This window comes from Ruminococcus flavefaciens ATCC 19208 (assembly GCF_000518765.1).
GTDB lineage: Bacteria > Bacillota > Clostridia > Oscillospirales > Ruminococcaceae > Ruminococcus > Ruminococcus flavefaciens.
In genome coordinates this window covers 54,956-68,794 of the sequence record NZ_KI912491.1, presented here as the reverse complement: position 1 = coordinate 68,794, position 13,839 = coordinate 54,956, and the positions used below count along the sequence as shown (strand labels likewise).

Here is a 13,839-nt window from a genome sequence, read left to right as displayed (position 1 = left end):
GGACGCGCATTGCGCCTCCGACGTAATATGACGTTTTTTCTCAGGCGGATAATATCCGTCCTTACCACTCACTACTTACTGAAATCATGATCCAGCAAAGCTGGATCATGATTTGTATTTAGAGTCTATGCACAGGAACTCCTCAAGGGTAAGTCCCGAATCGTATACTTCTTTCGCAAGCTGCTTGCCGAGATAACGAACGTGCCACGACTCGTACATATAGCCCGTTATATTCTCCTTACCCTCGGGATAACGGATAATAAATCCGTACTTCCAGCAATTTGCTGCTATCCATTTAGCCTGAGGAGTACCGTTGAATGCTGAGCTTGCATTGTTTATATCCATAGCCAGACCTGTCTGGTGCTCGGAATGTCCTGCTCTTGCGGAATAAGTGTCCGCAGCAGCCTTGCCGTCACGGGCAACATAGCCGTTATACAGCTGATTCTGATACGAATAAGAACGATAACCCGAACAGATGCTCAATCTGTATCCATCCTTTAAAGCATCAGCAGCCATTGTATCGAAAGCAGACTGCGCCTCGGGAAGTATCTTGCCCGGATCGTATGTTGACGGCAGAGAATAGGTCTTGTTTGCGATAAGTATGCCGTTTACATAGGTAATTCCGTTCTTTACCTCTATCTCGCGGCGTGTAAAGGTCTCCTTCGTGCCGTCTGCCCATGTTACTGTAAAATGCATGGAATCGGTATGTACTATAGTTCCCTCAGTGTTATTATCGGTGCTTCCTATGTGGAAAACGATATTTTTTCCGTCGGGAGCATACTCAAAACGGTTTATATTGCCGCTCTTGTCAGTGACCTTTCCGCTGAGGCCGCTTATCTCAAAGCTTCTGCCTGCACTGGTCACCCACTTGCCGCTGAGCATCTCTTTTGCATTTACTGCATTATAGCTGAAAAACCTGAATGTCTCGGCAGTACCGTCGTCCCATTTGAGTACAAAGGCATTGTCATTCTGCCATGTGATAAAGGCATTGTCCTCCTTGCCCGACTTCTTCATAGCTATTGCAAGGATATCCTCTTCCGAACCTATAGTGAAATCCTCGCTGCTGCCGTTTGGATATATCACCGTACCTGTGCCTTCACCAAAGCTGAAATAACGCTTTGAGCCTGCACGGTCACCTATCCATGTACCTTTCGGCAGCAATGTCTTATTTGAGAGAATGATATCCTGAAGAACTGAGAGATCAAGAGAATCCACATCGCAGTCGCCGTTCAGATCCGCAGCTATCCGCTGTGTATCATTAAGTCCGTACCGTCCGAGAATATGGTTTTTAAGTATGACCATATCACTGACGGATACTCTGTCATCACGATTAAGATCCCCACGAATAAGCGTATTCGCAGCATCGGCATGGATCGCCGCAGCATTAGCTGCCATTACAGCTGCCGAAACAACTGCCGCTTCAAAACTTCTCAGTTTTTTCATAATATCACCCCCATTGATATTTCTATATTTATTTTTTTACTGCATTACCTCACCGAGGATAATGTATGCTACAGTAACGATAGACTTCGCAAGCACGTAATCAGCGTCTACATAGTAGCCGCCGTTCACAAGATCCTCGCGTATCTCCTTTACTCGCTTGAAGCCCTCTGCCGCAGCCTTTTTATCGGGAATAACAAAGTAGCAGTTCTGAAGTATCTTTCTTGTCTCTGTACGAACTCCCTTAGGTATGCGCGGGCTTCCCAGATGCGGATCAAATTCAGCCTCTTCAAAGTCCTTTGGTGCGTCATTTACTCTTGAAGCTATGCTGTTTGCAGCATGGCGTGAGAATACAAGCGCTTCAAGGAGAGAATTGCTTGCAAGTCTGTTGCTTCCGTGAACTCCCGTATGTGAGCATTCGCCGCAGGCATAGAGATTTGGAAGGCTTGTTTCGGAATTGTTGTCAACATCTATACCACCCATAAGGTAGTGCTGACACGGGAATATTGGAACAGGCTCTTTTGTAAGGTCGTAGCCCTGCTCCAGAAGATTTTTGTATATCATAGGAAATCTGTTCTTGAGGAACTCGCTGTCCTTATAGCTTATATCAAGGTAGAAATCCGTTGAATTCTGCTTGCGCGACTCAAGTATGATAGCGTGAGATACAACATCTCTCGGAGCAAGCTCAAGACGCTCGTCATAGTTGTGCATAAAGCGCTCTTTTTTGCAGTTCAGCAGGTATGCTCCCTCACCGCGTACAGCCTCGGAAATGAGGAAGCACTCACGGGTAGCGCGATTGTTGAAAGCTGTCGGGTGGAACTGCACATAGCTTAGGTTCTTTATCTTAGCTCCCATTTCGTATGCAAAGGTGATGCCGTCACCTGTTGCGATAGCAGAATTTGTGGTAAACTGGTAAACTCTGCCGATACCGCCTGTTGCAAGTATCATAAAATGGCAGTTACAGGTCTCATATGAATCATCGGACAGTCTGAGAAATGCGGAATAGCCTGTTTTTGTCTGCTTGACTCCGCACATTATTGTGTTTTCCATTATGGTCACGTTGCTGAGCTTCCGGACATTTTCAAGGAGAGTAGAAGTTATCTCCTTGCCTGTAGCATCGGCATGGTGGAATATCCTGTGGTGGCTGTGACCGCCCTCAAGGGTGCGGTGGTAAGTACCGTCGGGATTTTTGTCAAACTCAACGCCAAGCTCGATGATATGCTCTATATCCTGTGCAGCCTCGCTTACAAGGGTATGAACAGCGTCAACGTTGTTCTTGAAGCTTCCTGCGATAAGGGTATCATTCTGATGATACTGGATATTATCCGAGGGAGAATTATATACACCTGCGATACCGCCCTGAGCAAGTGAAGAATTGCACAGCGGAAGATCACGCTTGCAGAGTATAAGTATATTCAGCTCCTTTGGCAGATTGATAGCCGCGTAGAGTCCTGCTGCTCCGCAGCCTGCTATAATAACATCATAATTTTTAGACATGATACAAGACCGTCCTTTATGAGAAAATCTTTACACCTACATTATAACATATAAAGGTCAATAAATCAATATTTACAGGCATAGAATTCTCTTATGTTTTGTATTCCGCAAATAATGATTATTGAACAAAAAACAGCAGGTTCCGACCGATCATCTCACTGTTAATATAATCGTATAATACCTGCAAATCCAGACAGAAAGCTCCCGAAAAATACAGATACCCATACAGCAGCTTTGCCCCTGAGCGCTGCAAAGCACTCAGGGGCATTGTGTCAATCATACCAGGAATACTCAGAAGTCAGTTTGACCGAATACTGCATATGTGACAGACTCGAAATACAGGACTTTATCAGAGCATCTATTTTCTGCATACATTTTTCTTCATCTTTCGACGAAAACCATAAGATCAGATTATCTTCCAGATCGCACATACAGTCGCTGCATTCAAGCTCAAGCTCGGGGATCTTTTCCTTTAAAAAGACATCTACATCTTCTGTTATCCCAAGTTCATTCTCAATATCCAATACGCCGCAGCCATAATCATAAAATTGTACTTTTATCATTTTGTCTCTCTCCGTAAATTGCGATTTGCACCAGTAATCATTATAGCACCGCACCGCTGGCAGCAGAAAAGCCATAGTACGTCCGACAAAATATCGGAAATACTATGGCTTAAAACTTCTGTATCTGCGCCGTACTAACGTGTGCTTTTCATCATTCGACTGAGATTATGTAGTAGTATACGGGCTGACCGCCGTTTACGAGCATTACCTCTATCTTGTCGCTGAGCTTGGACTGTATGAACTTCTGGAGTTCTTCTGCGTTCTCCTCAGGCACATCTGCGCCGTGGATAAGGGTAACGTAGCTCACATCGCCCTTTGACAGCTTCTTTACAAGCTTGTATGTAGCCTTGTTGATATCGCGCTCTGTAAATGAGAGCTTGCCGTTATCAAGTGCCAGTATCTCGCCTTCCTTGATCTGGTGTCCCTCAAACTCGGAATCTCTTGCCGCAAAGGTGATAAGACCTGTTGACACCTTCTCGAATGCCTTTGTCATATCTATGCGGTTCTCGTTGAGAGTACGGCTGTCATCGAATGCCAGCATAGCAGCGATACCCTGCGGTATAGTTCTTGTCTGGAGCACACAGACCTTTCTGTCTGTGAGCTTTACAGCCTGCTCTGCCGCCATAATGATATTCTTATTGTTCGGGAGCACGAATACTGTATTTGCAGGTGTTTTAAGTATTGCGCGGAGTATATCGTCTGTGGACGGGTTCATTGTCTGTCCGCCCTTTACGACTACATCGGCACCGAGATCGGTGAACATAGCTTCAAGGCCGTGACCTGCTGCAACTGCAACGAAGCCGAACTCCTTTTCAGGCTCGGCAGGAGTAAGTCCTTCCTGTGCTGCCTGTGCGTCCTTGACCTTGTTTTCGTGCTGGATACGCATATTCTCTATCTTCGGACGAGGATCATTGATAAAGTGACCGAATTCAAGTCCTTTCTGGATAGCGTTTCCGGGATTATCAGTATGAACGTGTACCTTTATTATCTTCTCATCGTCAACTACGACCACGCAGTCACCGATAGTTTCAAGATATGCACGGAGCTTTGATATATCCGGGCAGTTCTCTTCCTTTTCAAGCATAAATTCAGTACAGTATGTGAATGTTATATCGTCATCATACTCGCTTACAGCTGTTCTGAACGAGTCACCCGAACTTTCCTGTGCTGCCGGCTCAGCAGGCTCTGCTATCTTGCCGCCTGCAAATACGTCTGTCATGGCTCTGAAAATAATGCAGAGTCCCTTGCCGCCTGCGTCTACAACGCCTGCTTTTTTGAGCTGCGGGAGCATATCCGTGGTCTTTTCCAGCATTGCCTCTGATTCGGTGCATATCTCCTGCCAGAAGGTAACTTCGTCATTAGTCTCGGCAGCTATCTCTCTTGCCTTTGCAGCCGCTGCCTTTACGACAGTGAGGATAGTTCCCTCAACAGGCTTCATTACAGCCTTGTATGCTGCATCAACACCAAATTGCAGCGCATCTGCGAAATTCTCGCAGCCTGCCTCTGTACAGCCTGAAAGTCCCTTTGAAAAGCCTCTGAATATAAGTGAAAGTATAACGCCCGAATTTCCTCTTGCACCTCTCAGAAATGCCGAAGCTGCTGTTGAAGCTACCTCTGATACGGGAGCTTTTGAGTCAAGTCTCTTCAGCTCGGCAACGGAATTGCCTATTGTCATTGACATATTTGTTCCTGTATCACCGTCAGGAACAGGATAAACATTGAGCTCATCGACTTCGCGTTTTCTGTTATTGATAGTAATTGCAGCGGAGATAACAGCGTCTCTGAGCAAAGAACCGTGTATCACAGTAAAGTCCTCCAATTCTGTATGCAGCTGAAAGCTGCACCATTATGCGTTCATGTCATCAACGAATACGTTGACCTTGTGTACATCTATGCCGGCAGCTTCTTCAACAGCGAAGCTGACTTTATGAGTGATGCTCTTTACGGCTGCATTGATGTTGGTACCGTAAGTCACTTTGATATGAAGGTCTATGATAAGTCCGCCTTCCTTGTCAGAGCGGAGCATCACGCCCTTATTCTTTCTGAATGCCTTGCCTGCTGTAAGTGCAGATACTGCCGAGCGGAACGTAGATACGCTGCATACGTCGGCAACTCCGAAACAGTCAACAACTGCGTGTTTTACGATCTCAGTGAGATAGTTCTCAGAAATAGTGATCTTTCCGATATGATTTTCAAAGCCTACCATGGATAATCACTCCTTTTGTTAAAATGCTTGTGCGATCCGTATATGACCGCTATCCTATTGATTATAACACACTTTTTTGCTTTTTACAATACCTATAAAAAATAATTTAGAAAAATTACTTAATGTCTGTGCAGCAAAAAAATGCCTTTGTACAGCCTTTAGGCGTTAGCTATTAGCCAACGCACTGCCTTTGGCTAATAATTTAAACAAATCGAGCGCAAGCAAACACTTTCGGCTAATGCCTAATTGCTAACGGCTCATGGCTGTATTACACAGTTTTTTCCTATTTCAATTTACAGTAATAAAAAATTAATATTTGTATTGATTATGGCGGTGTTTTGTGGTATTATAATAAAGATGCAATGCGAATTTACGGCGGATAATTTTTTCTGCCGTACTGACGAACGTAAAGGGAGGTCTATTATGGGATTTCATTTCAGAAAAAGCTTCAAGATATTCAGTTTTTTAAAATTTAACAAAAACAAAAAGGGCGGCAGTATATCTATTGACGGTCCGAAAATAGCCGGCAAGAAGGTCAAGGTCACCGTAAACAACAAGAAAAAGGCTACCGTCAGCCTGCAGGGTACAGGTATCTCATACGATACAGACCTCGGCGGCAAAAAGAAAACAGGCAAGAAGTAATAGGAGAAATATGAAAAAACTACTCTTTATCGGCGATGTCGTGGGAAAAGCAGGCTGTGAGTTCCTTTCGGCAAAGCTGAGCAGCATAAAGCACGAAAACAATATTGACATAACTGTCGTAAACGGTGAAAATTCTGCACAAGGCAACGGTATAACCCGTGCCTCTGCAGAAATGATAATAAGAGCAGGTGCGGACATCATAACTACGGGAAATCATGCTTTCCGACGCAAAGAAGCTCTTGAGCTGTTTGAAGAGGAATACATGGTGCGCCCTGCAAATTACCTGGAGGCTGGCTGTGTGGGAAGCGGATACCGTATACTCGACATGGGAGCGTATTCCGTAGCTGTCATCAATATGATGGGAACTGCACTTATGGAGCCGCTGGACAATCCGTTCACAAAGATCGACGAGATCCTTAGTAAAATAGATACCCCTAACATCTTTGTGGACTTCCATGCAGAGACCACTTCCGAGAAAAAGGCTATGGGTCATTATCTTACCGAAAGAGTAAGCGGCGTTTTCGGCACTCATACCCACGTACAGACCGCCGATGAATGTATATTGGGCGGTCATACCGCATATATTACAGATGCAGGCATGACAGGTCCCGAAAATTCCTGCCTCGGCGTGGATTTCGCCTCTGTTGTAAATATGTTCAGGTTTCGTATGCCGGTTCGTTTCACCGAATCAGAGGAAAAATGCTTTCTTTGTGGAACAATAACCGAATTTGATGAAAAAAATGGCAAATCGCACAAAACAGAAAGAATAATTATAAGATAGTCTACAAACTTTTCAATAAGTACTTGCTTTTTTACCATTTATAGGGTATAATACAATTGTACAATAGAATAGCCTTAAGGCAATAAGACATAGTTATCGTACAAATATTTTTAACAGGAGGGTTATTTGTAATGGAAATTCTGAAAGTATCATCACACTCATCACCTAATTCTGTTGCCGGAGCTATTGCCGGCGTTATCAGAGAACAGAAGGCTGTTGAAGTTCAGGCAGTAGGTGCGGGTGCGGCAAATCAGGCGATCAAGGCTATAGCTATAGCAAGGGGATATCTTGCACCAATTGGTATTGATCTCATTTGCATTCCTGCATTTGCTAATATCCAGATCGACGGCGAAGAGAGAACCGCTATCAAGCTTATCTGTGAGCAGAGATAATTGGTTTGGATCATCGGGCGGACTTTATGTCCGCCCTTTCTGTTTGTATTTTTGTCTTTAACTATAATTCTTTATTAAGGAGCAGCTTATGCCCACTACTCTTTTCAGCGAAATCGAATACCTAAAGGGCGTCGGAAAGGCTCGCGGTGAGAAGTACCGCAAGCTCGGTATAAATTCGCCCTATGAGCTTATATACCATATCCCACGTGACTACCTTGATTTCCGCGCTCATGTACCTGTACGACAGGCTGTCCTCGGAGACTATAATGTGCTGAAGCTGACGGTATACAAAAAAATGCCGCCTCAGCGCATAAAAGGCGGTCTCGTTATATGCAAAGCCGCTGCTACCGACGGTCTGGACGATATACTGATAGTTGTATATAATAACGTGTATTATTTTCAGGCTCTCAAAGAGGGCGAAACTTACTATATGTACGGCAAGGTTGCAGGTACATTCATGCGAAAGGAAATAAGCTCTCCTGTTTATATCCGCGCCGATGAAAAAGTGCTCATTCAGCCTAAATACCACCTTACTCAAGGGCTTTCCGTAAATATGGTTCGCACCAATATGCGGCAGGCTCTCGAACTTATGCGAAATGAACCCTTTGAGACACTTTCCGACGATATCCTCCGAAAATACGACCTGTGTCCCCTTATGTGGGCACTTGAAAATATACACTTTCCCGAAAGTGAGCTTGCCGCCGAAACTGCAAGGCGCAGACTTGCCTTTGATGAGCTTCTGAAATTACAGATTGGTATGTCTGTTATGAAGTCCAGAAGCCGCAGAAATACAGCATTTCAAATGGACAGCTCAGTTGATGCGAGAGAGTTCACGGAAGGACTGCCCTTTGAGCTCACCGATGACCAGAAAAAGGCTGTAGCCGAGATAACTGCTGACCTTTGCAAAAATACCCCTATGAACAGACTTTTGCAGGGCGATGTGGGAAGCGGCAAGACTGCTGTTGCTGCCGCAGCCTGCTATTTTTCTGCACGTAACGGCGTACAATCCGCACTTATGGCTCCTACGGAGATACTTGCTTCTCAGCATTTCAATACCCTCAGCAGCTTCCTTGAGCCATTCGGCGTAAAGGTGTGCCTGCTGACGGGTTCGACTACCGCAAAGAAAAAAGCTGCCATACGCGAGCAGATAGCAGCAGGAGAAATTGATGTCATAGTAGGTACTCACGCCATAATACAGAAAGATGTGGAATATAAGTCATTGGGACTTGTAATAACCGACGAGCAGCACCGCTTCGGCGTGGCTCAGCGAGCAGCTCTTGCAGAAAAGGGCGATTCTCCTCACAAGCTTGTAATGTCGGCAACTCCTATCCCACGTACACTGGCGCTTATCATCTACGGCGACCTCGATATATCCGCCATAACTCAGCTCCCCAAAGGCAGAAAGCCCGTAAAGACCTATGCGGTCACGGGAAAGCTACGCAGCCGTGCATTCAGCTTTGTACGTGAGCGGCTTGACGAGGGCAGGCAGGCTTACGTAGTATGTCCCATGATAGAGGACAGCGAAAGCGAGCTTTTCGCCGTAAAGACCTATGCCGAGGAGGCTGCAAAAGGCGACCTCAAAGGCTACACTACCTCACTTCTTCACGGAAAGATGAGGGCTGCCGAAAAGGACAAGGTAATGGAGAAATTCCGCAGCGGTGAGATACAGGTGCTTATCTGCACTACCGTTGTTGAAGTAGGTGTAGATGTGCCGAATGCGGCAGTCATGGTCATCGAGAATGCCGAGCGTTTCGGACTCTCTCAGCTCCATCAGCTCCGCGGACGAGTGGGACGAGGCAGCTTCGAGAGCAGCTGCATACTCATCACCGACAATACCACAGATGACTGCGTAAAGCGTATGAAGATAATGTCCTCGACTACCGACGGATTTAAAATATCCGAGGAGGACCTGAAAATGCGAGGGCCGGGCGACTTCTTCGGAAATGCTCAGCACGGTCTCCCGCCGCTGAAAATAGCGGATATCGCCTGCAATATGGAGCTTATGAACCGCGCACAGACCTGCGCAAAGGAGCTCCTTGACGATGATCCGCTCCTTGAAAAGCCGCAGAACAGACCGCTGAAACTCGATGTAATGCGCCTTTTCAGTAAGGATATTATAGGGTAAAAATAAGTCCACGAATCATATTCACCGTACTTATATAGAAAATTTATGCTGATTATTGAGAGACCCCTTTTGAAAAAGGAATTCTCTATAAAACGGGACGTCGAGGACGCCGTCCCCTACATTTTCCCCGACTTTTCAGCAAGGATATAATCGGATAAAATAATAAAGTCCATGAGCCAAACGTTCATGGACTTATTTTTATTTTTTCTTCCATTTAAGCAGCGCGAACGCTGTTACTATCGTAAGAAATCCCGTAAGTGCAAGCGCGACCCATGTATAGTTGAACGGTATATCTCCCGTATTGATACCGTAAAACGCAAACATGATGTTCGGTATCTGTAGGACTATGGTGACGATAGTGAGTCTCCACATTACAAGGTTCAGATTATTTGAGATGATGGACGAGAAGCCGTCCATCATACTGGACAAGATCCCCGTATATATACTCGACATCTCGATCGCCTGCTTCATCTCGATAAGTACGTCCTCAAGAAGGTCCTGATCTTCATCGTAAAGCTTTATGACTCTGCCGCGGAATATCTTCTCGATAGTGGCTTCGTTGGCTTTGAGCGAAGTAGAAAAATATACCAGTGACTTTTCAAGAGCAAGAAGCTGCATGAGGAGCTCGTTCTTCATAGCGTCGTGAAGCTCCTGCTCGGCAGCAGATGATATCTTATCTATCTGTTTCAGGTAGGTAAGAAAGAGTGCTGCTATCCTGAGAAGAAGCTGGAGCACGAATCTTGTCTTGAAATCAGGTCGGAGATTGCGTATGCCGCCTCTTGCGGCTTCATTGAGTATCTGTGTCTCTCTGATAGAGATAGTGAAAACGTAATCGTCGTTTACGATGATGCCCATTGGAAGAGTATAGAAGTTCTTGGTCTTGTCGTCGTCAATTGCAGATACAGGAGTATCTATGATGACAAGGGTCTGGTCGTCCTCACGCTCGATACGTGACGACTCCTCCTCATCTATCGAGGACTTTACAAATCCGCTGTCAAGGCCGTAATCCTCTATAAGCTCCCTGACCTCCTGCGGAGTCGGGTCCACCACCGATACCCAGCAGCCTGCTTTAGGAGCATCACACTGCTTCAGGATACCGTTTTCATAGCAATAAAAGTTTATCATATCATTTCGGCTGTTCCGCAACGGAAAAGCCTTGCTCCTTTCGCCGAGATTAACTTCGGCAAAAGGACGAGAGCATTATTATCGTCTGCCGAAGCATGGAATATTATTCAAATTCCCATAAGGGTCAGAACTCATAATGCACCTCCGTAATCAAGATATAAGTTTATTATATCAAATTTTCACTTCAAATACAAGCCTTTTTTGAAAAAAAGAGCTGTCGGACAATTTATCCGACAGCTCTTAGTGACTTCGATCACTTATTCAACTTTGAAAGCCTTACTGATCATCGTTCTTATTTCTGGAACGAGCTGCAAAAGCACCGACTGCTGCGAGTGAAAGAACCGCAATTGCTGCTTCTATTCCCTCAACACCTGTCTTAGGTGCATCAGTTGTCTTCTTGGTAGTTGTGCTCTTAGCCTTTGTAGTTGTTTTTGCTGTTGTCTTACCTGTTACAGCAGCAGTTGTAGTTGTAGTAGTTGTTGTCTCTTCTGCTGTAGTGGTAGTAACATCTGTTGTTGTAGTCTCAGATGTTGTGGTAGTTGTTGTAGTCGATGTAGTAGTTGTTGTTGTGGAAGATGTAGTTACTGAGAACTCGATACCTCCCTGTGTAACACTGGTAGTATTTGAAACTTCCTGTCCCATTACATCGCTCGGATTTGTTGTAGTGGTTGTTGTGGTCGTAGTAGTTGTAGTTGTCGTCGTTGTTGTAGTTGTAGTAACTATCTTCTCGTCGATCATTACAACTGTATCGGAATCTGTTTCAACTCCGTCAACAGATACAAGCTTACCGTCAGTAACTGTGAACTTCATATCTGTTGCGACCTCATAGCCGGTAGGAGCAGCTACTTCGTGAAGTACATACTGACCGTCCTCAAGAGTTACCTTTGTAGCTGTCTGTCCTGAGATCCAAACAAGTGAATCACCGTGAGACTTTTCAACCTTGGCACCCTTGCCTGCAGTCATTGAGCCTTCATCGAATACTACCTTATGACCGTTCTTGTCAACACCTGTAAGTGTAAGCTCAGCACCCTCGACTTCTTCACCAAGGATATCCTGCTTGTCGATCATTACAACAGCTGTTGTTGTAACTGTTGTAGTAGTTGTTGATGTTGTTGCCGTAGTTGTCTTGCTTGTTGTAGATGTTGTAGTTGTAGTCGTGGTAGTTGTTGTGGTGGTAGTCGTTGTTGTAGTTGTAGTAGTCGTTGTGGTTGAGGTCGTAGTAGTTGTTGTTACTATTCTCTCATCGACCATTTCAACTGTATCAGCTGACTTGCCGCCCTTTGTGATCTTACCGTTCTCAACTGTGAACTCGATCTTTGTTGCTACTTCATATCCCTTTGGTGCTGCAAGCTCTTCAAGGGTATATGTTCCGTCTTCTACGTATACTACTGTTGTCTCTTCTCCTGACAGCCATACGATCGCGTTGCCTACGCCGTTGAGCACTTCTGCTCCTGCGCCTGCCTTGATCTGTCCGTCCTTGAAGGATACTGTCTTTCCTCCTGCTGTCTTTCCTGTAAGTGTCAGCTTAGCTCCGACTACCTCTGTTCCGCCAAGGTCTACCTTATTGATGTTTACCTTTGCAAGCGTTGTTGTAGTTGTAGTCGTCGTTGTGCTTGTAGTTGTTGTCGTCTTCGACGTTGTGGTCGTTGTGCTTGTCGAAGTCGTTGTAGTTGTAGTAGTTGTTGTTGTCGACGTTGTAGTTGTAGTTGTAGTTGTCGTCGATGTTGTTGTGGTAGTAGTTGTGGTGGTGGTTGTTGTAGTAGTGGTTGTTGTTGTCGTAGTAGTAGTTGTTGTTGTTGTAGTAGTTGTTGTTGTAGTTGAGGTTGTTGTCTTACTTGTAGTAGATGTAGAAGTTGTAGTAGTTGTTGTCTTGCTTGTAGTTGTTGATGTTGAAGTACTTGTTGTAGTTGCCTCAGCATCGCAGACTTCAATATGATTACCGCTCTTATCTACTATGTAATAACCTTCCTCAGATGTCTTGTCAGGCGTCTCCTTGAGAGCTTCACCCTTTGCATCAACTATCTTGCTGTCTCTGATTGTGAAGTTGAGTACGGAAGTAATGATATCATAAACCTTTCCGCCGTCCTCGAACTTGTCACCTGTTTCCTTCAGTGAGTAGTTACCGTCCTTAAGTGCTTTTACAAGCTTTGCAGAGTCGCCTGATACCCACTGGATACCGATGACCTTACCGTCACTGTTCTCTACCTTTACGAAATCACTGTCATTCTTGTTTGCTTCAAGAATCGTCTTCCAGTCGATGTCGGAGTTTGTGAGCTCAAGCTGAGCACCCTTTATCTCCTTCTCGCCTGTGATATCGCTCTTGCCGATCGTGAACTCGTTAGGAGCGTCCTCAATGATGATAGTTGCATTGTCCTTACCCATAGAAGTCTTGCCTGTTGTGGAAGCTTCTACGCTCTTGACCTTGCCGTTTTCAAGTACGAATGTGAACTTTGAAACTACATCGTAACCGTCAGGTGAAGCAGTCTCAACAAGTGAATACTTACCGTCTTTGAGGAACTCGAAGTTTGCGGAATTGCCGTCGAATTCAGTCTCCTTGACATCTTCGAGAGCCTTGCCGCCGTTGATCTTAACGCCCTTCAGCGACTGACCGTCCTCAGAGATGAGCTTGAACTTAGCCTTGCCTGCTTCTTCGGGGATCTCTTCTCCGCCCAGAGCCTTTTTATCAATTGTAATTGTTGACTTTGTGTCGAATACTTCGAGTACCTTGCCGTCATTTGATACTACTGCATCGCCGTCTGTCTCAACGTCAACGTTCTTTACGACACCGTTTTCAATATTGAATGTGAACTTTGTTACTGTTGTGAAGCCGTCTGGTGCAGCTGTCTCTTCAAGGCTGTACTTGCCGTCCTTGAGTCCTGTGAACTTTGTACCGTTGCCTGTGAACTCTGTTGACTTTACTTCACCAAGAGCCTTGCCATCATTAATGGTTACGCCCTCAAGTGTTACGTCCTCGTCCTCTGCTGTGAGTACAAATGTTGCACCGCCTGCCTCAGCAGGAATCTCTTCTCCGCCCAGAGCCTTTTTATCAATTGTAATTGTTGACTTTG

11 protein-coding genes are annotated in these 13,839 nt (G+C 45.2%); 4 read left to right on the top strand and 7 right to left on the bottom strand.

What is annotated here, in order from left to right; translation table 11 throughout:
• Positions 1 to 105 precede the first annotated feature (105 nt).
• From L870_RS19525 to L870_RS0113190, 5 genes are all read right to left on the bottom strand, one after another.
• Positions 106 to 1,443, bottom strand: a complete 1,338-nt coding sequence (locus tag L870_RS19525) for a D-alanyl-D-alanine carboxypeptidase family protein (RefSeq protein ID WP_051411573.1) — start codon at positions 1,441 to 1,443, stop codon at positions 106 to 108.
• Positions 1,444 to 1,479: 36 nt separating this feature from the next.
• Positions 1,480 to 2,937 (bottom strand): L-aspartate oxidase, encoded by a 1,458-nt coding sequence (locus L870_RS0113205; protein ID WP_028518543.1) that lies wholly within the window; start codon positions 2,935 to 2,937, stop codon positions 1,480 to 1,482.
• A 272-nt stretch (positions 2,938 to 3,209) separates the two neighbouring features.
• Positions 3,210 to 3,500, bottom strand: a complete 291-nt coding sequence (locus tag L870_RS0113200) for a hypothetical protein (RefSeq protein WP_028518542.1) — start codon at positions 3,498 to 3,500, stop codon at positions 3,210 to 3,212.
• A 151-nt stretch (positions 3,501 to 3,651) separates the two neighbouring features.
• Complete coding sequence (locus tag L870_RS0113195; RefSeq protein WP_028518541.1) at positions 3,652 to 5,304, bottom strand: DAK2 domain-containing protein; 1,653 nt, start codon at positions 5,302 to 5,304, stop codon at positions 3,652 to 3,654.
• A 42-nt stretch (positions 5,305 to 5,346) separates the two neighbouring features.
• On the bottom strand, positions 5,347 to 5,706 hold the full coding sequence (locus L870_RS0113190; protein ID WP_028518540.1) for an Asp23/Gls24 family envelope stress response protein: 360 nt from the start codon (positions 5,704 to 5,706) through the stop codon (positions 5,347 to 5,349).
• 423 nt (positions 5,707 to 6,129) lie between these two features.
• On the opposite strand from L870_RS0113190, the gene L870_RS0113185 reads away from it, so the two are divergent.
• The 4 genes from L870_RS0113185 to recG all read left to right on the top strand — a co-directional run bounded on the left by L870_RS0113185 (position 6,130) and on the right by recG (position 9,646).
• On the top strand, positions 6,130 to 6,348 hold the full coding sequence (locus tag L870_RS0113185) for a DUF4236 domain-containing protein (protein ID WP_028518539.1): 219 nt from the start codon (positions 6,130 to 6,132) through the stop codon (positions 6,346 to 6,348).
• A 10-nt stretch (positions 6,349 to 6,358) separates the two neighbouring features.
• A complete protein-coding gene (locus L870_RS0113180) occupies positions 6,359 to 7,129 on the top strand; it encodes a TIGR00282 family metallophosphoesterase (RefSeq protein ID WP_028518538.1) in 771 nt (256 codons plus the stop codon).
• A gap of 131 nt (positions 7,130 to 7,260) precedes the next feature.
• On the top strand, positions 7,261 to 7,521 hold the full coding sequence (locus L870_RS0113175) for a stage V sporulation protein S (protein ID WP_009984312.1): 261 nt from the start codon (positions 7,261 to 7,263) through the stop codon (positions 7,519 to 7,521).
• Positions 7,522 to 7,609: 88 nt separating this feature from the next.
• Positions 7,610 to 9,646: an ATP-dependent DNA helicase RecG gene (gene recG, locus L870_RS0113170; protein WP_028518537.1), complete on the top strand. Its 2,037-nt coding sequence runs from the start codon at positions 7,610 to 7,612 to the stop codon at positions 9,644 to 9,646.
• A 198-nt stretch (positions 9,647 to 9,844) separates the two neighbouring features.
• On the opposite strand, the gene L870_RS0113165 is transcribed toward recG, so the two are convergent.
• Both L870_RS0113165 and L870_RS19750 read right to left on the bottom strand, forming a co-directional pair.
• Positions 9,845 to 10,771 carry a magnesium transporter CorA family protein gene (locus L870_RS0113165; protein ID WP_028518536.1) on the bottom strand — a complete coding sequence of 309 codons (927 nt, stop codon included), beginning with the start codon at positions 10,769 to 10,771 and terminating at the stop codon, positions 9,845 to 9,847.
• Positions 10,772 to 11,047: 276 nt separating this feature from the next.
• Positions 11,048 to 13,839, bottom strand: a 2,792-nt coding sequence (locus L870_RS19750) for a prealbumin-like fold domain-containing protein (protein WP_037272371.1), incomplete at its 5' end; no start/stop codon positions are given.